Origin of the sequence: Dietzia sp. (genome assembly GCF_036741115.1) — a bacterium.
Classification (GTDB): domain Bacteria; phylum Actinomycetota; class Actinomycetes; order Mycobacteriales; family Mycobacteriaceae; genus Dietzia.
Genome location: NZ_DAINST010000022.1, coordinates 1 through 19,377, shown reverse-complemented (window position 1 = coordinate 19,377; position 19,377 = coordinate 1). Strand labels below are relative to the sequence as shown.

The following is a 19,377-nucleotide window of genomic DNA, read 5'->3' as shown; positions in this document are numbered from 1 at the left end:
GGGATCGCAGCAGCTATTCGCCTCCCGCCGACACCTCGGGCCGAGGAACGAGTTCGACGTCGAGGGCCGGGGTGACATGCCGGCGTACGACGTCATACACGGTGTCGACCAACGTCGCGGGAACGGTCTCCCGGGTGACCAAACCGATGGTCCGCTCCGGGACCGGCTCGGCGAACTCGAGCACAGCGCAGCCGGTTCCCCTCGTCTCGACGGCCGCGGCCGTCGCAGGCAACACCGTGATCCCGAGCCCGGCGTCGACGCAGCGCACCGCGGTGGAGAGCCCAGAAATCCGGGACTGGCCGGCGCCGAGGATGCGCGCGTTGTTCGCACGGCACAGGTCGAGGGTCTGTTCTCGCAGGCAGTGCCCGGATTCGAGGAGGAGAACCGCCTGCTCGTCGAGGTCCGCCGGCGTGATCTCCGGTTCGCCCGCAAGGCGGTGTTCCGCGGGCGTCGCGAGCACGAACCGCTCGGAATACAGCGGGAACTCGAGAACACCTCGAGAGCCGGCGGGAATTGCGAGGAAGGCGGCGTCGAGACGACCATCGCGCACCTGATCGACCAGCTCGGCGGTCTGCTGCTCGACGACGACCGGATGGAAGCCGCCACCATCTTCCCCGAGGCCCGAGAGCAACGGAGGCAACAGGTAGGGCGCGACGGTGGGGATAACCCCGATGGTCACGGGGATGCGCCCGGCGCGGCCGGGATCGGCAGCCGAGACCATCGAATCGATGCCACCGAGCACGGAGCGGGCGTATGGGACGAGGTGCAGCCCCTCGGCTGTGAGCTCGACCCGCCGCGCGCCGCGACGCACGAGCTCGACGCCGAGCCCGGCCTCAAGCGCGGACAGCGCCTGCGACAGCGCCGACTGGCTCTGCCCCGCCTCGGCCGCCGCCGCCGTGAAACTGCCCAGGTCGGCCACCTTGACGAAGGCGCGGAGCTGGGCCGGAGTTGGCGTGAATCCTGTACGCGGCATGCGGACTACGGTATGCCTCTGCGACGCACAGTTCAATAAGAATTATTGATAGGTGGAATTGGTCACCATTAGGTTTACTTTCCGATCGGACGAAGGCACCATAGGTGGCGTGCCGCTCGACGAGGGCGGCCGACAACCTTGACGCGACTTATTCAGGAGGCTCTACATGGCTATCCGTACTATCGGCGACCAGTTCCCGGACTTCGAGCTCACCGCACTCCGCGGCGGCGACCTGCGCGACATCAACGCGTCGCAGCCCGAGGACTACTTCGAGACGGTCACCAACCAGTCCTACAGCGGCAAGTGGCGCGTCATCTTCTTCTACCCGAAGGACTTCACCTTCGTGTGCCCCACCGAGATCGCCGCCTTCGGCAAGCTCGACGAGGAGTTCGCCGACCGCGACACGCAGATCATCGGCGGCTCCATCGACAACGAGTTCTCGCACTTCAACTGGCGCGCTACCCACGAGGACCTCAAGACGGTCCCGTTCCCGATCCTCTCGGACATCAAGCACGAGCTCATCCGTCAGCTCGGCGTCGAGAACGCCGATGGTGTCGCGGATCGCGCCACCTTCATCGTCGACCCGGACAACGTCATCCAGTTCGTGTCGGTCACCCCGGACGCCGTCGGCCGTAACGTCGACGAGGTCCTCCGCGTCCTCGACGCGCTCCAGTCGTCCGAGGTCTGCGCGTGCAACTGGCAGGCCAACGACCCCACGAAGAACATCGACAAGTTCGCCACCATGCAGGAGGGCATCAAGTAGATGAGCATTGACAATCTGAAGAACGGACTCCCCGAGTACGCCAAGGATCTCAAGCTCAATCTCAGCTCGCTGGCACGCTCCACCGATCTCAACGAGCAGCAGCTCTGGGGCGCGTTCCTCGCCGGCGCTGCCGCCACGCGGAACGACACCGTGCTCTCGGAGATCGCCGACGAGGCCAAGAGTCACCTCTCGGAGGAGGCGTTCAACGCTTCCCTCGCGGCCGCCTCGATCATGGCGATGAACAACGTCTCCTACCGCGCGAAGTCCTGGCTCGGCGAGGACTACACCCAGGTCCGCATGGGTCTGCGCATGAACGTCATCGGCAACCCCGGTGTCGAGCAGGCAGACTTCGAGCTGTGGTCGACCGTCGTGTCGGTCATCAACGGCTGCGAGCACTGCACGCTGGCCCACGAGACGAAGATCCGCGAAGAGGGGCTCACTAAGGAGCAGGTCTGGGAGGCCATCAAGGTCGCCGCGACCGTCCAAGGCGTCGCCCAGGCCATCCAGATCGACGCCGCGCTCTAGTCGGCAGCGACTGGGTTGGTGATAACGACCCGCCGATCCAAGGAACGCCCCCGCCTCAAGGCGGGGGCGTTCTCGCGTATCCGGCATGTACTCCACCAAAGGCGATGTAGGTACATGTAGTTATGTGTATTTGTCGCTACTGCGGGATTTCGGTGGACGAATCGATACCTTCTCCGTCCTCGCCTTCACCGCCCTCTCCATTCGCCTTGCCGTCTTCATTGGCGGCGTGGGAGCCGCGCTCGGGACGGTCCCCGGGATGGAGGACGAACCACGCGGCCTCTTCCTCCGTGGCCTTCTTGATCGCCCACACGGTGGCGGCACCGGCGACGATTGCCAACGGCCACCCCATGGCGATGCGCGCGATGCCGAGCGCGTCCTCGTGGTCGGTGTAGTACAGCGGCGCCTGCACAGCGACGCGCCCGAGGAAGACGACGGCCCAGATGCCCGTGGCAACGAGGTACCAGCGAAGCGCGCGGGGAATCTTCCGCCACACATTGCCGTGCCCCTCCACGTAGCCCCAGATGACGCCTGCGAGCGGCCAGCGGACGGCAGCGCTCACGAGGAAGACGAGGCCATAGACGACCTGCGTGATGATCCCGTAGAGGTAATAGCCGCGCGCGCTGCCCGAGCGCCAGGCGATGAAGACGCACAGGAGAACGGCGAAGAACCCACCGATCGCCGGACCGAGCTTCTCCCTGCGTACAACGGTCCATACGAGCAGGAGAATCGCGGCGCCGATCGCCGCCCACATCGCGGGCCGCAGGCCCCAGAAGGCGTTGACGGGAACGAAGAAGAGGACGGGGAGAGTCGACGTCACGAGCCCACGTACTCCGCCCATCTGCTCGAGCAGAGGGGCATCGGGGTCGCCGAGCATCGAAGACATCGGGGACGTCGTTTTCGGTTCCCCGCCGCCACGGGAGTGGCCGGGCCCGGGGCTTTCGCTCACTTACCGAGTCCGTCCCGTGAGGGCACGATCGTGTCCCCGCGGAGCTCGTAGCGCGGGTTGTAGATGATCCGCTTGCCGCCGCTCACCGAAATACGGCCGGAGACCCGCAGGCAGCGGCCGACCTCTATGCCCGGGATCGAACGGCGCCCGAGCCACACGACGTCGACCGAAGCGGTGCCGTCGAAGACCTCGGCGGTGACCCCGAGCTCGTCATCGGAGAGGCCATACGTGAGCGAGCGGATCCGCCCGACGATCTCCACCGATTGACCACAGGAGCAGCGCGAGACGGCGTCGCCGCCCTCCTGCCTGGCATAGGACTCGATTTCCTCTGCGTCCGACGACTCGAGCGTCTGGGTGAGACGCGCGCCGAGCCGACCGAGGAACCCCGTGTCGTTCACGCTCTCGACCTCCGAAACCCTGGTACGTAAAGCATTTCCGCTTATCCTCGGAGTCTACTTTTCTTCGTCAAGTTCGTGAAGACGGTCCATCGCCGACACCCTCTTCCGCGTCGGCGTGTTCGGGGCCTCCGCGGCGCCGGGCTGGGCCTGCCTGTCGGCGCCGGCCGCCTGAGTCGCGTTCGCCTGCGCCGCACTCGCTTGGGCGGCGTTTGCCTGCGCAGCACTGGCCTGCCCGCCGCCGGCCTGCGCGGCCTCCGTCGCACGCCTGCGCGCCTCGGCCTGGGCCTGCTGCTGCGCCTGCTGCTGGGCGTGGGTCTGAGTCTGCGCGGGCTGCGGCATCCCCGCCTGGGCCGCACGCGTCGCGGCTGCCTGCTGCTGCGCCATCTGCTGGCGCGCCTTCTCGATGTTTTCCGCGATATCGGCCGGGATCTCCATGGGGAGCATCTCGCCCGAGGGCATGGGACCGGAACCGCGGTTGACGACGAACCGCGCGATAATGTCGCGGCCGGCCTCCGCAGCCTCCTCCGCCTGCTCGGTGGTGCTCACGATCCTGGCCTCGAGAAGCCACCGCGGGCCCTCGACTCCGACCATCCGCAGAGTGGCGCCGGACTGCTCGGCGACGAGCTCGCGTCCCCAGGGCCCGTCCTCGTGGGAGGTGTGCGCGCCCTGCGCGTCGAGCTGCTGGCGGATCGATCCGAGCTGCTCACGCCACAGCCCGCCACTGCGCGGAGCGGAGTACGCCCGTGGGATCACGCGCACCGACTCGGTGACCACGTGGAATTCCGGCGAGCCGTCCTGGTTGAGTGCCGCATTGAGCTGGGCATTCGGGGGAATACCGAGCACGAGCGAACCGAGATCGAAGTACCCATAGCCGAGGGCGCCGTAGAACTCATCGACGTCCGGGACCGCGGACTTGTCGAAGGGACCCTCTTCGGGGTCGAACGGGAAGCCGTCGGCTGCCGCGCCATTCGCGGCGCGACCGCTCGAGACGTTGCTGCCCGAGGTCGCGTCGTCGGCAGCAGCGGCCGCCTCCGCACCGTTCCCGGCCGCGGACTCGTCCGCCTTCGCCGCCTTCTCGCCCTTTCGGCGACCGAACATCTCTCCACGCTCCCTCTCCGAGTCGGCACGCGCCCATTGGGCGCGCCCGTTCCGAAACAGATAGATCGACTCGGCCGCTGTCGAACGACCGTCTCCGCACGACGCTACCCCGCGCGGCGCGTCCATACGATGTGTGCCTCGGCGCCCGTGCCTAAAGCCGCACGTGCCCGCCCGTCGATCCGAATCCCTTGTCTCCCCGCTCGCTCTCGCCGAGCTCGGCGACGTCTGCGACTTCGCGGACCGGCCAGAGCTCGACCTGCTGGACGAGGAGCTGCGCGATACGGTCGCCGCGTGCAATGTGGATCGTCTCTTCGGGGTCGGTGTTGAGCAGGTTGATCCTGAGCTCCCCGGTGTAGCCGGCATCGACCGTCCCCGGCGCGTTCACCATCGACAGGCCCACCTTGTGGGCGAGCCCCGAACGCGGATGGACGAGGCCCACATAGCCCGCCGGGATCCCGACTGCAACGCCCGTCCCCGTGAGGTGCCGGTGTCCCGGGGCGATCTCTACATCCTCGGCGGAATACAGGTCGATCCCGGCGTCGATGTCGTGGCTCCTGCGCGGTAGCGGCAGTCCCTCGTCGAGGCGCAGCATCCGAAGTTCGCGCGTCCCCGATCCCCGCGCTTCGCCGCCTTCGTCTCGCCCGTCACCGGGGTTCGCCGCCGCTTCTGCTGCCGTGTTCGCCACCACGTGCCCTTTCGTCCATCCGTGTGTAATGTGTCGCGCGCATCCCGCCCGCAGGGGCAGACGGGTCCGCAGAAACTCGTCTAAAGATGATGCCAGCCTCCGGGACGTTCCGAGCGCGGCAGTATCGTGGGGACCGTGAACGACAGCGCCAATTCTTCTCCCCGGCCCGCGCGAACGGTCTTTACCGAGCGCCTCTTCGTTCCCCCGTGGTGGTGGGCGTTCTTCCTCTTGGCGGTCGCGGTCGTCGTGGGCCAGGGGATCTACATGCACTCCCCGTGGTGGGTGTGGCTGCTGCTCGTGCTCCTCGGGCCGCTTATAGCCTGGCTGCTCGTACGGGCGGGCTCGGAGAAGATCCACATCACCGATGACGGCGAAGGCCACCGCTCCCTCGTGGCCGGCGGCGCCGTCCTCCCCCTGGACAACATCGCTCGCTGCGCAGTGGTGCCCGCAACCGCGAAGAGCGCGGCGATGGGGCGCCAGCTCGATCCCGAGGCCTATGTGGTCCACCGTGGATACATCAAGACGATGGCGATCATCGTGCTCGACGACCCCGAGGACCCGACTCCCTATTGGCTCGTGAGCAGCCGGAAGGCCGAGGAGCTCACCGATCTCCTGCCGGGCAAGGCTCGCTCCTGAACCGAGCATCGTCGCATCGATACCCGGCCGCAATTAATGGTGGGCCGAATACACGAAAGGCCCGCACCCAAGGCGCGGGCCGAAGTGGAATTCCCCTCGATCGCTCGATCGATCACACGTCGCGGAGCCGACTCGAGGTCGCCGCAGGCGAGTTGTTCGACTAGGCGCAGTCCTGGCACACCGGGAGGTCGCCATCCATGCGGGCAAGACGGCTTCGGTGGTGCACGAGGAAGCAGGAGCTGCAGGTGAACTCGTTGTTCTGGATCGGCACGACACTGACGGAGAGCTCCTCGCCCGAGAGGTCGGCTCCCGGGAGCTCGTAGGATTCCGCGGTGGCCGTCTCGTCCTCGTCGACCTCGCCCGTCGTTCCCTCGGCGCGGCGCGCCTTGAGCGCCTCGAGCGAGTCCGCGCCCAGCTCGTCCGAGTCGGTCTTCCTGGGGGCATCGTAATCGGTAGCCATGGTTCACTTTCCTCGAGCGTCGCTGTGATCTCGCGGCTCCGATTTCGGGCCGCCGGAGCGTCTGGCGTCGGCGGTTCCCGTTCGCAGCCAGCGAAGGCAAGATAGCTCAGGACCGGACGAGTATCAATATCAGCCCCCCGATCTATCCCAAGAATCAGCTGAATGCGCACTGTACAGCGATTCTGGCCGTTTGATAAACATAGTTTTCGCTATTTTCTACCCCATTCCGGGTGGATATCCTCGTTCCGGCGGCAGCACGCCCGCGCTCCCCCGATTCGAGCCCGAACGCGTGCCCGAACCCGATTCTGGATCCCGAGGACATAGAGTGGGCGGGCATTGCTGCCACGCGATTCCGCGCGCGAGGAAGGTCCCGAGTCTGTCCATGGTTGCCCACCTGAGTTCCCGAAGCGTCCCGCGCCCACCCATCAAGAAGGGCTGGTCGCGGCTCTCCACGCCATACGCGATGGTGGTCGGCGCGCTCATCGTCCTCGGCGCTATCATCGGGGCCGTCGGGGTGGCCATTTCGGACCCGCAGACCTCGACCGTCTCGTGCGTGATGTCCGACGAGGCACAGGCGCGCGGACTGCAGCAGCAGGACGCCCGGAGCCTCGACGACACCGAACCCGCGCTCCTCACCGACGTTCCCGTGCACGTGCTCAACGCCAACGGGCAGACCGGACAGGCCGGGCAGGTCGCCGCGGAGCTCGGCGAGCTCGGTTTCGCCACCGACGGCACATCTTCCGCCGGTAACGATTCGCTGTACCCGAATCAGGACCTCACGTGCCACGGCCAGATCCGCTACGGCGAGGAAGGCAAGGCCTCGGCCGCCGCACTCCGGCTCGCGGCTCCCTGCATGCAGCTCGTCACCGACGGCCGCCCTGGCTCCGATGTCGATCTCGCCCTCGGTTCCTACTTCCAGGAGCTCTCCACGGACTCGCAGGAAACGCTCCGCGAGCTCGCCAACGGCCAGGCCGTGGGCAAGGGCGTGGCCCCGGCTGCGGCTGCCGCCTGCTAACGGACCTCGGTAGGCCGGCCGGCCTCTGCGACCGTGTGCCTCGGCCCTACTCGCCCGTCTCGAGTCCGACGGCCTCGGAAAGCTGCCCGAACAGTGCGGGCGGTGCAGCCACGAACGGCTGCGCGGGCGAGCCAGGAACGCGCACATCGGCGCCGGCCTCCCGCGCGATCACGATCCCTGCGGCGTAGTCCCACACCTTGATCCCGCGCTCGAAATACGCATCGACCCGCCCAGCGGCGAGGTGGCACAGGTCGAGGGCGGCGGCCCCGAGCCTGCGGATGTCGCGCACCCTTGGCAACAGGTCGGCAAGCACCTCCCCTTGCTGACGGCGGACGTCCGCATCGTAGGAGAATCCCGTCGCCACGAGCGCAGTTCCGAGCTCGCCGGCCGCCGAGGCGCGCAGCCGCCTCCAGGCCCCTTCCTCGCGGCGGTGCCACGCCCCGCCGCCGCGGTGCGCCGCGTACGTCTCGCCCAGGCTCAGCGCATGCACGGCGCCGGCGACGAATTCCCCGTCGACTACGACACCGAGGGAGACAGCCGAAAGTGGGAGCCCATAGAGCAGGTTTACTGTCCCGTCGACGGGATCGGCGATCCACGTGATCCCGGATTCGGCGATGTCCCCGCCGCCCTCCTCGCCGAGGATCGCATCTCCCGGGCGCAGGTCGGCGAGCAGCCCGCGGATCAGGTCCTCGGTTTCGATGTCGACGCGGGTCACCGGGTCGACCTCTGACGACTTGGTCCGCGTGTCCAGGAGGTCCGCACGGTCCGCTACTCGTTGCTCCTCCCCCGAACCCGAGGACCCGTTCGCGGACTCGCTCGTCGCGGCGGTCTCGCCGTCCCCGTTTTCGGCACCGTCGGCTTTCCTCTCGTCGTCGTGCTGGCCGTGTCGGAACACCTCGCCGACGTGTTCGACGATGCGCACCGCGAGGTCGGCGAGGGCCGCGGGATCGGGACGTGCGCCGTCATCCCGGTGGGACACCTCCGTGGCCGATGCGCGTCCGCGCGGCACCGCGCCGGGCCCCTCGGATGCCTCGCCGAAGACGGGGCGACCCGAGGGCCGGGCAGGCCACACCAGCGGAGCGGGCGGCCGCGCGGGAGCTTCTGTGCTTCGGGATTGGGACGTATTCACTGTGGTGTGCCGATCCTTTCGGGCGGGCGGGGGTCCTTTGCAATAACCTTGCCGCTAGTGCGCCGGGAGCGCACGCCGGGGCCACGTGCGCCCGAGACAGAAATCACGGCAGCAGAACCCGAAGGGCAACCACGGACGCGTACGGGACGCGGCACACGAGGAGAGCAATGGCAGAGGGCAGCGCCGAGGGCACGGCAGCGGGCACGGCGGGCGGCAACGAGGCCCCCGGGGGCTCCCCGATCGGCGTCGGCATAGACGTCGGGGGCACCGGGATCAAGGTGGGCAAGGTCGATCTCGATTCCGGACGGGTGCTCGGCGAGCGGATCTACGTGAAGACGCCGTCGCCATCGACCCCTGACGCCGTGGCCGAGACCATCGCCGGCGTGCTCCGCGAGATGGAATGGACGGGCCCGGTGGGCATCGCCCTGCCGACGGTGATCCACAAGGGCGTCGCGCAGATCGCGTACAACATCGACGAGTCGTGGATCGGGACCGACGTCGAGGAGCTCCTCTCCCGGCATCTGCCCGACAATCTCGCGCTCACGCTCAACGACGCCGATGCCGCAGGCATCGCGGAGTCGTACTACGGCGCGGCGAAGGGAAGAAAAGGCCTGACCCTGCTGCTCACCCTCGGCACCGGGATCGGTTCGGCGCTTCTCCTCGACGGCCGGCTCGTCCCCAATTCCGAGCTCGGTCACGTGCTCGTGCGGGCGTTCGACGAGTCGAGCATCGACGAGACCGAACACCTCGCCGCTCCTTCACTCAAGGAAAAGAACGGCTGGACGCTCGAGGAGTGGGCGGCGCGTATCGACTCCGTGTTGCGCCAGCTCGAACACATCCTGTGGCCGCGGCTCATCGTGCTCGGCGGCGGGATCAGCGAGGATTCCGAGTCCTGGTTCCCACTGCTCACCAACCGGACCGAGGTCGTCGCAGCGACCAGGCAGAACGACGCAGGCATGATCGGCGCCGCCGCGTACGCCGCAGCCGACGGGGGAATCATCGACATCTCTTCGGTGTTCTCCTGAGCGCGAGGGGTGCTACCCGTGCATATGCCCCGAAGGAAAAGGGGTATCCAAATGCCCACTCATCCCGTAAGGTCGAGTTGTTACACGCCTTCTAGCTGGGCGGATACTTTCTGCGGCGCGTCGATCGTTACACTGTTGTGCAGAGATCGGGCGCCTGCACTTCAGGGCGCCCTCGCATGCGGTTCACCGGGACCACGCGGCCACTCCGGCTGCGCTGTCCCGCCGAAGGACCGCGATTTTTCGAGAATGACTCCGCTCACCGATGTACAAAGGGGCATGCGTGGTAGCCACCGATAGCGACACTTCCATCCAGCAGCCGGATTCCGGCGAGGCGGGAACCGGAAGCGCTCCGGCGAAGAAGGCGGCCCCGAAGAAGACCGCCACCAAGAAGGCCGCAGCAAAGAAGACTGCCGCCAAGAAGACCGCGGCAAAGAAGACCGCCGCGAAGAAGACCGGTACCGCCGCCAAAAAGACGGCGGCCACCAAGACCGCCGCCGCCAAGAAGGCCTCCGCCGGGGCGAAGAAGACCGCCGCGAAGAAGAGCCCGGCGAAGAAGTCCGCAGCGAAGGCGGCTCCCGCGAACGGACCCGAGACCGCGAAGGTCGATCCCGAGGCCACGCCCGAAGATCAGCAGGACGAATTCGCGGCGGACGATTCGGACGTGGATCCCGATGCCGGCGAGCTCGCAGAGGTCGACCCGGCCGAGCTCGACGACGACCTCGAGAGCGACGGCGACGACGCCGAAGACGACGACCCCAAGGCGGCCGACCCCGAGGCGGACGCCGAGGTCGAGAAGAAGCCGACCGAGAAAGACAAGGCCTCCGGCGATTTCGTCTGGGACGAGGACGAGTCCGCGGCGCTCCGCCAGGCGCGCAAGGATGCCGAGCTCACCGCCTCCGCGGACTCCGTCCGTGCGTACCTCAAGCAAATCGGCAAGGTCGCGCTGCTCAACGCCGAGGAGGAGGTCGACCTCGCCAAGCGCATCGAGGCCGGTCTCTACACCACCCACCTCGTCAAGCAGATGCAGGAGGAGGGCAAGAAGCTCACCCCACAGCAGCGACGCGACTTCCGCTGGATCGAGCGTGACGGCGTGCGTGCGAAGAACCACCTCCTCGAGGCGAACCTCCGCCTCGTGGTGTCGTTGGCCAAGCGCTACACCGGCCGCGGCATGGCCTTCCTCGACCTCATCCAGGAGGGCAACCTTGGTCTGATCCGCGCCGTGGAGAAGTTCGACTACTCCAAGGGGTACAAGTTCTCCACGTACGCCACGTGGTGGATCCGGCAGGCCATCACGCGCGCCATGGCGGACCAGGCGCGCACCATCCGTATCCCGGTGCACATGGTCGAGGTCATCAACAAACTCGGGCGTATCCAGCGCGAGCTGCTCCAGGACCTCGGCCGCGAGCCCACCCCGGCGGAGCTCGCCAAGGAGATGGACATTACCGAGGAGAAGGTGATGGAAATCCAGCAGTACGCTCGCGAGCCGATCTCGCTGGATCAGACCATCGGCGACGAGGGCGATTCGCAGCTCGGCGATTTCATCGAGGACTCCGAGGCCGTCGTCGCGGTCGACGCCGTGAGCTTCACGCTCCTCCAGGATCAGCTCGGCTCTGTGCTCGAGACGCTGTCCGAGCGCGAGGCCGGCGTGGTCCGGCTCCGCTTCGGCCTCACCGACGGCATGCCGCGCACGCTCGACGAGATCGGGCAGGTCTACGGGGTCACGCGCGAGCGCATCAGGCAGATCGAGTCGAAGACGATGTCCAAGCTGCGCCACCCCTCGCGCTCGCAGGTCCTGCGCGACTACCTGGACTAGCGCAGGGCTCAGCCGCTCGGGACGGGCTGGGCATTGACACCACGGCGCGGCCCCCGCACTCCTCACGGAATGCGGGGGCCGCCGTCATACGTGCTTCCAGGGCCCGCACCGTCTGCGAGCCCCGCCGTCTGCGGTAGGAGTCAGACCTACCAGCGACGCAGCTCGGCGATCCGCTCGCGGATCTCCTCAACCGAGGCCATGGGCACGGGTGGGCCGCCGCAGGTCGAGCGGAGACGATTGTGGATCGCGCCGTGCGACATGTTGAGCCGCTTCGTGTAGACGGAGACGAGCGTGTTGAGCTCCTTGCGGAGCTCTTTCCGCTCCGCCGCGGTGCTCAGCCCGCCGCTAGGCGAGACGGGAGGCGGCGGGACCGTGTCCGCCGCAGGCGTTCCCGCAGGGGCAATGACGGCGGTGTTCCCCGCCGCGGCCGTGGCCGCTGCCTCCTCTGCTCGGGCGGACTCGGCGCTGATCTGTTCCTTCTCCCGCTTCCGCAGGAGCGCCTTGACGTCGTCGGGTCCGAGGAGGCCAGGGAGGCCGAGGTAGTCCTCTTCCTCGTCGCTCCCCGAGAACGTCGCCATGCCGTACGAGGAGCCCTCGTACACCACCTGGTCGAGCTCGGCGTCGGCGCCGAGCGACACGTATCCGCGTTCCTCTTCGTCGTCCACGTCGGGGTGGTCGTTCTGCGCGTTGGCCGCAGCGAGGGCGGCGTCGTCGAGGCCGTCGGATTCGCGGTGTGGCTTACCGAGGATGTGGTCGCGCTGGAGCTCCATCTGCGAGGCCAGCCCGAGGAGCACGGGCACCGACGGCAGGAACACCGAGGCGGTCTCGCCGGGCCGGCGCGAACGCACGAAACGGCCGATCGCCTGGGCGAAGTACAGCGGCGTCGAGGCGCTGGTCGCGTAGACGCCGACGCAGAGACGCGGCACGTCGACGCCCTCGGACACCATGCGGACGGCGACCATCCACATGTCGTTCGACTGCGAGAACTGTTCGATGCGGCCCGAGGCCTTGGGGTCGTCGGAGAGGACCACGGTCGGCGCCGTGCCCGTGATCTCCTCGAGCAGCGCCGCATAGTCGCGTGCGCGTTCCTGGTCCGAGGCGATGACGAGGCCGCCGGCGTCCTGTACGCCCCCGGCGCGCACCTGCTTGAGCCGCGTGTGCGCGGCCTGGAGCACGGCGGGCATCCAGTCGCCGTGCGGGTCGAGGGCGACGCGCCAGGCGCGGGCCGTCTGCTCGGAGTTGAGCGCCTCTCCGAGCCTCGCCGAGAACTCCTCGCCGGCGTTGTCTCGCCAGCGTGCCTCGCCCGAGTAGGCGAGGAAGACGACGGGCCGCACGACACCGTCGGCGAGCGCGTCGGCATAGCCGTAGGAGTGGTCGGAGACCGAGCGCATGTGGCCCTCGCCGTCCTGCTCATACTCGACGAATGGGATCGGAGAATCGTCGGAGCGGAACGGGGTCCCGGTGAGCGAGAGGCGGCGCTCGGCGTCGGAGAATGCCTCGCGGATGCCCTCGCCCCAGGTCTTGGCGTCGCCACCGTGGTGGATCTCGTCGAGGATCACGAGCGTCCGGCGCGCTTCGGTGCGCACGCGATGCTTCGACGGCAGCGCCGCGACCTGCGCGTACGTGACCACGATTCCGTGGTACTCGGGCGGCAGCGCACCCGATGAGTTCGTGTACTCGGGGTCCAAGAGGATCCCCTGCCGCGCCGCCGAGGCGGCCCACTGGAACTTGAGGTGTTCGGTGGGAGCGACGACAGTGACCGCGTCGACGGTGCGGTCGGTGAGGAGTTCGGCGGCAATCCGCAGCGCGAAGGTGGTCTTACCTGCGCCGGGGGTCGCCACGGCGAGGAAGTCCTTCGGGCGGGACATGAGATATTTGCGCATCGCCGTGCGCTGCCACGCGCGGAGGTTCTGCGCGGGCGCCGGCCTGCTGCCGGATTCGGGCGTGCGTGTACCGGGTTGGGTCACCCCTGGATCACCCTGGATTCTCTACTCGAAGGCGGTAATGGACTCGCGGGGACTGCGCGGGGCTAGGAACCGCCGGATCCGCCCGATCCGCCCTGGAAGGACTCGTAGATTTCCTTGCACTCCGGGCATACCGGGGAGCCCGGCTTCGCCGAACGGGTCACGGGGAAGACCTCCCCACACAGAGCAATGACGAAGGTTCCCAGGACCGCGCTCTCGGCGATCTTGTCCTTGTTCACGTAGTGAAAGAACTTCGGAGCATCATCATCGGTCCGGTCGGTCGTATCGACCTCCGGCCTTTCAATCGTCTTCGTCGTAGTGCTCGTGCTCACGGTTAGATTGTGCCTCACTTCGCCCACCGATGGCCAACCCCGGAGGTGCCCGCGCGGCGGGCGGGCGGGGCGTGCCTAAGTGCTCGGTGAGGGCCCGGGATCGGGCTCGATGGGCGATTTCCCGGGGAGTACCGTTGCATGCATGGCAGCGGAGGGAAACGCGAAGGGCAGCGGTCGAAGCCGCCGGGCCCGCGGAGCGCGGGACGACGACACCCGCTCCCCCGTGCTCATCACCGGCGCCCGCAAGGCGTACGAGGAGGAGCTCCGCGACCGCAAGCGCCGCTACATCTTCCTCATGTCGCTGCGCATCCCGGCGCTCGTTCTCGCCGCCCTTGCACTGATGATCTGGGACAACGGCTGGATCGCCCTCGCGATCGTCGGGTTCTCCATCCCCATCCCGTGGATCGCCGTGCTCGGCGCGAACGACCGGCCCAAGCGCTCGAAGAACGAGCCCCGGGCATATGCCCGAGGGAGCATCGAGGACTCGTTCACCACCCGCCAGCTCGGCCCCGGCGGCGTCGTCTACACCAGCGAGGGCACGCACTCCGCGAACTCGGCGGCCACGGGCACGGGAACCGCCGGCGGTTCCGCCGGGGCCGATTCGGCACGGAATCGAGAAACGGAACCGACACCTCGCGAGATCGAGCGCCGGCGACCGACCGCGGACGCCGACGACGTGATCGAAGGCGAGGTCGCGGACTCCGCCGAATCGCCCGGAGCGACATCTCCCGGTTCCTCGAGCGGCGGATCGACCTCGAAGGGCGACACAGGACGCCGCAGCCAACGCCACTCGGCCCGCACCACACGAAAGGCGCCATGACCGCCTCAGACACCACAGATTCCGCACTGCTCGCGGCTCTCGCGCCGGCACTGCGCTCCGGATTCCTCACTGCCGGGTACACGGTCGACGGGCTAGAAGCCGCCCTCGGCGCCGCGGGCCTCGCGGCGCTCGAACGCTCGGACGCCGCTGCGGTCTCGCGCATCGCCTCGAGGGCCGGTTCCGCAGGCGAGCTGCTCCGGCTCTTCGTGCTCGGCGAGCCCCTCCCCAGCGAGCGCATCGCCCAGCTCCTCCCCGAGCTCGACCTCTCTCTCGCCCTGCGCGCCGGGCTCCTCGCCCCGGCCGGCGGAGACGCCGGTGGAGACGCAGAGGCCGGCCCACTCGCCGCGGCCCTCGACCTCCGGCCCATGGATATCGGCAGCGGCTCCCAATGGGTCTTCTCCGATGTCGACGGCTCGATGGTGCAGACCCGCACCCGCCCTGATCACGTGCTCGGCGTTGGCCAGGCAAGCCTCTCGCTACTCAATATCGCCCCGCCTGCGACCGGAGGCAGCGTCCTCGACCTCGGCACCGGCTGCGGGGTCCTGCTTCTCGGCAGGTCCGCCGCGCGCCGCCGCGTCGCCACGGATATCACTCCGCGCTGCCTCGATTTCGCGTCGGCCACGCACGCCATCAACCGCGTCGAGGCGGAGTACCGACTCGGCTCGTGGTTCGAGCCAGTCGCCGGCGAGCACTTCGACCAGATCCTCGCCAACCCGCCGTTCGTCATCGGCACCGACGAGGTCGGGCACACCTACCGAGAGTCCGGGCTCCACCTCGACGGCGCCACCGAGCTCGTCCTCCGCGAGGCGCCGGCGCACCTCGCCCCGGGTGGGACGGCGGCCACGCTCGGCGCCTGGATCCTGCGCTCCGACGAGGACTGGCGCACCCGCCTGGCCGCCTGGCTCCCCGAGTCGGGCGTGAGCGCCTGGATCCTCTTGCGCGACCTCTCGGACCCGGAGCAGTACGCGTGGACCTGGCTCACCGACGAGGGCGGCGATCCGCGCACCTCGGAGTTCGCGGACGCCGAACGCCGCTGGCTCGAGCATTTCGAGCGCGAGGGCGTCTCCGGGGTCGGCTTCGGCTACATCTACCTCCGGGCGATCAACGGGCCCACGGAGGTCGTATGCGAGGACCTCGCGCATCCCTTCGATTCGGGGCTCGGCGCGGAGGCGCTCGCCCATTTCGAGCGCGCCGCGTGGCTGCGTTCCGCGACGGAGGAGGACATCGACGAGGCCGTCTTCGAAATCGCGCCGTCCGTCGTCATCTACGAATCGCAGCGGCTCGGATCTGCGTCCGGAAGGGCGGGGCAGTCGGTCCCGCAACCGGGCGAGGGCGAGCAGACGTTCGTCGTCGAGCGCACGTCCGGCCCCCGGTGGCGGCACGAGCTCGACCCGGCGCTCGCGCGCGTGCTGCGCGGCATCGAGCAGGGTGGGCTGCCCCTCGGGGACATCGTCGAACTCGCAGCCCTCGCAGAGCTGTCCCCCGGGCACGAGCCGGACGGGCTGCTGAGCGAGATCCGGCGCGCCGTGATCGACCTGGTGCGCCACGGCATCGTCCTACCGCGTTCACTGCCGCTCGCCGCAATGGAGGAATGGCTCCCGGCGGGCGAGGAGTCCTGATGCGCGCAGTCGTCTCTCGTTGTGCATCCGCGCGCGTGCTCGTCTCCGGCCAGACGGTCGGCCGCCTCCCCGAGCCCGGGCTGCTCGCCCTCATCGGCATCTCCGTGGATGACGACGAACGCGCCGCGTCCGAGATGGCCCGCAAGATCGCCGGGCTACGGATTCTCGAGTCCACAGGCGAAGGCCCCACGAACGAGGTCTCGGCCTCGGACATCGGCGCGCCGGTCCTGCTCGTCTCGCAGTTCACGCTGTACGGCGACACGGCGAAGGGGCGGCGCCCGTCGTGGAATCGCGCGGCCAAGGGCGATCAGGCGAGGCCGCTTTTCGACGCACTTGTCGCGGAATTAACTTCGCGTTCACTTCACGTGGAAACGGGTGAATTCGGGGCGAACATGGCCGTCGAATCGGTTAACGACGGCCCCTTCACCGTTCTCGTCGAGACATAACCGAGACCTTTGAGGCTGAGGCGGCCGCGCATGCCCGGGATCGGCCGGCTCGCTCGGCCGAGTTCCGCGACGCCGCGGGCCCTCCCCTCCGGGTGATCGTTCGAATCCCGGTGGGGCGCAGCCGATTCGCGCGGGCTTGCCGTCTCGTCCGCCCCCCGCGACGCCTGGCCCGGACTGCGACTTCCTCGACTCCTGCCGCCCTTCGGACGGTCTCCCCACCAGATCTCAGTCACTTCTCAGCGCCGACCTCTCGCGTAAAGAGGCCCAAGGGTATTGAATTGACGGCGACCGGGAACAAAGACCGGAGCCGCATCGTTGGACTTTTCGAATGGCCTTTTCGGTTATTCGCCAGAGAACCAATCGGCAGATTCGCCCGGGGTTCCCACAACAGAATCCAGGCAATATTTCCACTCGAAGGTAGGCGGCCGCACACCGGCGGCGCGCACCGTAGGAGGAGTCATGACGTTGGCCACCGCACGCACGGATGCCCGTAAGGACCACGAAGCAGAAGGCCAGGGCCCGTCAGCGGACCTGGTTCGCGTTTACCTCAACGGCATCGGAAAGACCGCCCTCCTCAACGCCGAGGACGAGGTGACTCTCTCCAAGGCCATCGAAACCGGCCTCTACGCCCAGCACATCCTCGACACGAAGAAGCGGATCAGCCCGCAGCGCAAGGCCGATCTGCAGACCATCGTCGCCGAGGGCCGCGCCGCCCGCTCGCACCTCCTCGAGGCCAACCTGCGCCTCGTGGTCTCGCTCGCGAAGCGCTACACCGGCCGCGGCATGCCGCTCCTCGACCTCATCCAAGAAGGTAACCTCGGGCTCATCCGCGCGATGGAGAAGTTCGACTACGCCAAGGGCTTCAAGTTCTCGACGTACGCGACCTGGTGGATCCGCCAGGCCATTACCCGCGGCATGGCCGATCAGTCTCGCACCATCCGCCTCCCCGTCCATCTCGTCGAGCAGGTCAACAAGCTCGCCCGGATCAAGCGGGAGCTGCACCAGCAGCTCGGCCGCGAGGCCACGTTCGAGGAGCTCTCCGAGGAGTCCGGTATCCCCGCGAACAAGATCGAGGAGCTGCTCGACCACTCCCGCGATCCGGTGTCGCTCGACATGCCCGTCGGCGCGGACGAGGAAGCGCCGCTCGGCGATTTCATCGAGGACGCCGAGGCGATCAGCGCCGAGAACACGGTGGTCACCCACGTCATGCACTCGGACGTGCGCGATGTCCTCTCCACCCTCGAAGAGCGCGAGCAGCAGGTCATCACCATGCGCTTCGGGCTCGAGGACGGCCAGCCGCACACCCTCGATCAGATCGGCCGCCGCTTCGGGCTCTCGCGCGAGCGCGTCCGCCAGATCGAGCGGGAGGTCATGGCCAAGCTCCGCGAGGGCGACCGCGCCGACCGCCTCCGCTCCTACGCCTCCTAGCGAAGCCTCGGGCGCGTAACCCACGCTCGCGCCGCCGTCATCCAGCTTCGAGGGCCGGCCGTCATCCGACGGTCGGCCCTCCGGCATTTCCGGCTCGATCCCTCGCGCGTTCCTTATGCGTTGCAGGCTCCTGCGAGCGGAGCGTCCCGGAATCGATCGAGCAGGAACGGCATCCGGAACGGCGCCCCGCTGAGCGCCTGTGCGAAGTGGTTGTAGTCGCCGACCTTGCCCAGAGCGCCCCCGCGGGCGGATTCCAGCGAGCCCGCGGCCCGCGAGGCGTCGATCATCGCGTGCCCCTGCTCCGCCCGATTCATGTAGGTGTGCATCCCGGGCGTGCCCATGCAGACGTAGTCCGTGAACACGACCCGCACGCCCGCCGTGGTGAACACCCAGTCGTACAGCCCCTCGAACCCGACGAGCCGCTTCGAAGCGACCGGATCGGGCTGGTGGTCGAGCGGCCAGTTCCCGCTCGGCGCGCACTGGTCGCCCTGCCCCACCGTCCCTCGCCCGATGACGACGGTCGGCCGCTCCCCCGGGCCGTCCCACGGCACCTGGGGCTCGACGACATAGCCACTCGCCGCGATCGGCGCGCCGTGCATGTCCTCGGTGGTGTAGATGGTCTTCTCCGCCGTCCGCGGCAAGGCGAAGTCCGGGCCGTCGAACATCGGCGAGTACGGGGCCTCCGACGTACGGAGGATCTCGCCCGGTGTATTCGGCGAGAGGTCACTCGTGTCGTAGAACGGGTCCTCGTCCCCCGCCGAGATGAGGGGCGCCGTGCCAGAGGAGCCCATCCCCGAGCTCGCTACCTGGGCGCTGCCGAGGATCTCGCCGATATCAGGGGACGCCGCGGCTCCGCCGGAGCCGGCCAGCGCGGCGGTAGCCGCGAGCCCGGTGACGGAAGCGAACACGGCCGGAGTGCGAAAGGTTCGACTCGAGAGTCGACGTTGTGCGCGGTGCTGGGTGTCGTCGTGTCTCATGCGTTCTTTATGTGTCTTACATCACAAGAAGTTGGACGCTTTGCCAATTTCGACATCGATAACTGTCCCGCCGCCCCGGAGGGAAGCGGGAGGAGGGACGGCGGGGCCGGAGCGGACCTCCGCCGTCATGCTCAGCGGAGCCGGCGCGGCCCGGTCTCGGGGCCGCGCCGCGGCGGCGGGCCGAGGACGATATCGGCGTAGAGAACGGCGGCCCCCTCTGGCCCGGCCAGCGCGGGCTCGATGAGTGCGAGACGCAGCTCGGGCAGCTCGTCGACCATCGCCGACAGCCGCGCCATCAGATCGACGATCGCCTCCTTGTCCGCCG

Annotated in this window: 21 protein-coding genes; 10 read left to right on the top strand and 11 right to left on the bottom strand. The window is 68.3% G+C overall.

Going from position 1 to position 19,377, the window contains the following annotated elements; genetic code table 11:
* Positions 1 to 13: 13 nt before the first annotated feature.
* Entirely contained in the window at positions 14 to 973 is a 960-nt protein-coding gene (locus V7E05_RS05310) for a hydrogen peroxide-inducible genes activator (protein WP_333618631.1), read from the bottom strand.
* A gap of 166 nt (positions 974 to 1,139) precedes the next feature.
* Between V7E05_RS05310 and V7E05_RS05305 the strand changes: the two genes are divergently transcribed.
* The gene (locus V7E05_RS05305; protein WP_333618630.1) at positions 1,140 to 1,736 is read left to right on the top strand and encodes a peroxiredoxin; all 597 of its coding nucleotides are present in this window, start codon (positions 1,140 to 1,142) and stop codon (positions 1,734 to 1,736) included.
* The gene (locus tag V7E05_RS05300) at positions 1,737 to 2,261 is read left to right on the top strand and encodes a carboxymuconolactone decarboxylase family protein (RefSeq protein WP_333618629.1); all 525 of its coding nucleotides are present in this window, start codon (positions 1,737 to 1,739) and stop codon (positions 2,259 to 2,261) included.
* Positions 2,262 to 2,397: 136 nt separating this feature from the next.
* Here the strand turns inward: V7E05_RS05300 and V7E05_RS05295 are convergent, their stop codons facing one another.
* The 4 genes from V7E05_RS05295 to dut form a co-directional block, all read right to left on the bottom strand.
* Complete coding sequence (locus V7E05_RS05295; protein ID WP_333618628.1) at positions 2,398 to 3,144, bottom strand: DUF3159 domain-containing protein; 747 nt, start codon at positions 3,142 to 3,144, stop codon at positions 2,398 to 2,400.
* Between the two features lie 59 nt (positions 3,145 to 3,203).
* Positions 3,204 to 3,605, bottom strand: coding sequence for an OB-fold nucleic acid binding domain-containing protein (locus tag V7E05_RS05290; protein ID WP_333618627.1), 402 nt, complete (start codon positions 3,603 to 3,605; stop codon positions 3,204 to 3,206).
* A gap of 54 nt (positions 3,606 to 3,659) precedes the next feature.
* Positions 3,660 to 4,703: a DUF3710 domain-containing protein gene (locus V7E05_RS05285; RefSeq protein ID WP_333618626.1), complete on the bottom strand. Its 1,044-nt coding sequence runs from the start codon at positions 4,701 to 4,703 to the stop codon at positions 3,660 to 3,662.
* Between the two features lie 151 nt (positions 4,704 to 4,854).
* Positions 4,855 to 5,295: a dUTP diphosphatase gene (gene dut, locus V7E05_RS05280; RefSeq protein ID WP_333618647.1), complete on the bottom strand. Its 441-nt coding sequence runs from the start codon at positions 5,293 to 5,295 to the stop codon at positions 4,855 to 4,857.
* Between the two features lie 228 nt (positions 5,296 to 5,523).
* On the opposite strand from dut, the gene V7E05_RS05275 reads away from it, so the two are divergent.
* Entirely contained in the window at positions 5,524 to 6,024 is a 501-nt protein-coding gene (locus V7E05_RS05275) for a DUF3093 domain-containing protein (protein WP_333618625.1), read from the top strand.
* 160 nt (positions 6,025 to 6,184) lie between these two features.
* Here the strand turns inward: V7E05_RS05275 and V7E05_RS05270 are convergent, their stop codons facing one another.
* Positions 6,185 to 6,484: a DUF4193 domain-containing protein gene (locus tag V7E05_RS05270; protein ID WP_333618624.1), complete on the bottom strand. Its 300-nt coding sequence runs from the start codon at positions 6,482 to 6,484 to the stop codon at positions 6,185 to 6,187.
* Positions 6,485 to 6,866: 382 nt separating this feature from the next.
* Here V7E05_RS05270 and cei point away from each other — a divergent pair, with 382 nt between their 5' ends.
* Positions 6,867 to 7,499 (top strand): envelope integrity protein Cei, encoded by a 633-nt coding sequence (cei, locus tag V7E05_RS05265; protein ID WP_333618623.1) that lies wholly within the window; start codon positions 6,867 to 6,869, stop codon positions 7,497 to 7,499.
* Between the two features lie 46 nt (positions 7,500 to 7,545).
* On the opposite strand, the gene V7E05_RS05260 is transcribed toward cei, so the two are convergent.
* Positions 7,546 to 8,478 (bottom strand): inositol monophosphatase family protein, encoded by a 933-nt coding sequence (locus V7E05_RS05260; protein WP_333618622.1) that lies wholly within the window; start codon positions 8,476 to 8,478, stop codon positions 7,546 to 7,548.
* Positions 8,479 to 8,795: 317 nt separating this feature from the next.
* Here V7E05_RS05260 and ppgK point away from each other — a divergent pair, with 317 nt between their 5' ends.
* A complete protein-coding gene (ppgK, locus tag V7E05_RS05255) occupies positions 8,796 to 9,653 on the top strand; it encodes a polyphosphate--glucose phosphotransferase (protein WP_333618621.1) in 858 nt (285 codons plus the stop codon).
* 262 nt (positions 9,654 to 9,915) lie between these two features.
* Positions 9,916 to 11,466: an RNA polymerase sigma factor gene (locus V7E05_RS05250; RefSeq protein ID WP_442891611.1), complete on the top strand. Its 1,551-nt coding sequence runs from the start codon at positions 9,916 to 9,918 to the stop codon at positions 11,464 to 11,466.
* 146 nt (positions 11,467 to 11,612) lie between these two features.
* Here the strand turns inward: V7E05_RS05250 and V7E05_RS05245 are convergent, their stop codons facing one another.
* Together V7E05_RS05245 and V7E05_RS05240 are read right to left on the bottom strand one after the other, a co-directional pair.
* Positions 11,613 to 13,433 carry a DEAD/DEAH box helicase gene (locus V7E05_RS05245; protein ID WP_333618620.1) on the bottom strand — a complete coding sequence of 607 codons (1,821 nt, stop codon included), beginning with the start codon at positions 13,431 to 13,433 and terminating at the stop codon, positions 11,613 to 11,615.
* Between the two features lie 62 nt (positions 13,434 to 13,495).
* Entirely contained in the window at positions 13,496 to 13,762 is a 267-nt protein-coding gene (locus V7E05_RS05240; protein WP_333618619.1) for a DUF3039 domain-containing protein, read from the bottom strand.
* Positions 13,763 to 13,904: 142 nt separating this feature from the next.
* On the opposite strand from V7E05_RS05240, the gene V7E05_RS14290 reads away from it, so the two are divergent.
* The 4 genes from V7E05_RS14290 to V7E05_RS05220 all read left to right on the top strand — a co-directional run bounded on the left by V7E05_RS14290 (position 13,905) and on the right by V7E05_RS05220 (position 18,075).
* Positions 13,905 to 14,582, top strand: a complete 678-nt coding sequence (locus V7E05_RS14290) for a DUF3099 domain-containing protein (protein WP_442891610.1) — start codon at positions 13,905 to 13,907, stop codon at positions 14,580 to 14,582.
* Entirely contained in the window at positions 14,579 to 16,201 is a 1,623-nt protein-coding gene (locus V7E05_RS05230) for a DUF7782 domain-containing protein (RefSeq protein ID WP_333618618.1), read from the top strand. The genes V7E05_RS14290 and V7E05_RS05230 overlap by 4 nt, the downstream gene beginning before the upstream one ends.
* The gene (gene dtd / locus V7E05_RS05225) at positions 16,201 to 16,647 is read left to right on the top strand and encodes a D-aminoacyl-tRNA deacylase (RefSeq protein ID WP_333618617.1); all 447 of its coding nucleotides are present in this window, start codon (positions 16,201 to 16,203) and stop codon (positions 16,645 to 16,647) included. Before V7E05_RS05230 ends, dtd begins: the two co-directional genes overlap by 1 nt.
* A 459-nt stretch (positions 16,648 to 17,106) precedes the next feature.
* Positions 17,107 to 18,075 (top strand): sigma-70 family RNA polymerase sigma factor, encoded by a 969-nt coding sequence (locus V7E05_RS05220; protein ID WP_333618616.1) that lies wholly within the window; start codon positions 17,107 to 17,109, stop codon positions 18,073 to 18,075.
* A gap of 113 nt (positions 18,076 to 18,188) precedes the next feature.
* Here the strand turns inward: V7E05_RS05220 and V7E05_RS05215 are convergent, their stop codons facing one another.
* Both V7E05_RS05215 and V7E05_RS05210 read right to left on the bottom strand, forming a co-directional pair.
* Complete coding sequence (locus V7E05_RS05215) at positions 18,189 to 18,983, bottom strand: hypothetical protein (RefSeq protein WP_333618615.1); 795 nt, start codon at positions 18,981 to 18,983, stop codon at positions 18,189 to 18,191.
* 200 nt (positions 18,984 to 19,183) lie between these two features.
* The coding region (locus V7E05_RS05210; protein WP_333618614.1) for a hypothetical protein at positions 19,184 to 19,377 on the bottom strand (194 nt) is incomplete at its 5' end.

Excerpts from the sequence above, each read along its gene's own strand:
- V7E05_RS05310 (WP_333618631.1), bottom strand. The coding sequence starts at position 973 with ATGCCGCGTACAGGATTCACGCCAACTCCGGCCCAGCTCCGCGCCTTC.
- V7E05_RS05305 (WP_333618630.1), top strand. The coding sequence starts at position 1,140 with ATGGCTATCCGTACTATCGGCGACCAGTTCCCGGACTTCGAGCTCACC.
- V7E05_RS05300 (WP_333618629.1), top strand. The coding sequence starts at position 1,737 with ATGAGCATTGACAATCTGAAGAACGGACTCCCCGAGTACGCCAAGGAT.
- V7E05_RS05295 (WP_333618628.1), bottom strand. The coding sequence starts at position 3,144 with ATGTCTTCGATGCTCGGCGACCCCGATGCCCCTCTGCTCGAGCAGATG.
- V7E05_RS05285 (WP_333618626.1), bottom strand. The coding sequence starts at position 4,703 with ATGTTCGGTCGCCGAAAGGGCGAGAAGGCGGCGAAGGCGGACGAGTCC.
- dut (WP_333618647.1), bottom strand. The coding sequence starts at position 5,295 with ATGCTGCGCCTCGACGAGGGACTGCCGCTACCGCGCAGGAGCCACGAC.
- V7E05_RS05270 (WP_333618624.1), bottom strand. The coding sequence starts at position 6,484 with ATGGCTACCGATTACGATGCCCCCAGGAAGACCGACTCGGACGAGCTG.
- cei (WP_333618623.1), top strand. The coding sequence starts at position 6,867 with ATGGTTGCCCACCTGAGTTCCCGAAGCGTCCCGCGCCCACCCATCAAG.
- ppgK (WP_333618621.1), top strand. The coding sequence starts at position 8,796 with ATGGCAGAGGGCAGCGCCGAGGGCACGGCAGCGGGCACGGCGGGCGGC.
- V7E05_RS05250 (WP_442891611.1), top strand. The coding sequence starts at position 9,916 with ATGTACAAAGGGGCATGCGTGGTAGCCACCGATAGCGACACTTCCATC.
- V7E05_RS14290 (WP_442891610.1), top strand. The coding sequence starts at position 13,905 with ATGGCAGCGGAGGGAAACGCGAAGGGCAGCGGTCGAAGCCGCCGGGCC.
- V7E05_RS05230 (WP_333618618.1), top strand. The coding sequence starts at position 14,579 with ATGACCGCCTCAGACACCACAGATTCCGCACTGCTCGCGGCTCTCGCG.
- dtd (WP_333618617.1), top strand. The coding sequence starts at position 16,201 with ATGCGCGCAGTCGTCTCTCGTTGTGCATCCGCGCGCGTGCTCGTCTCC.
- V7E05_RS05220 (WP_333618616.1), top strand. The coding sequence starts at position 17,107 with ATGACGTTGGCCACCGCACGCACGGATGCCCGTAAGGACCACGAAGCA.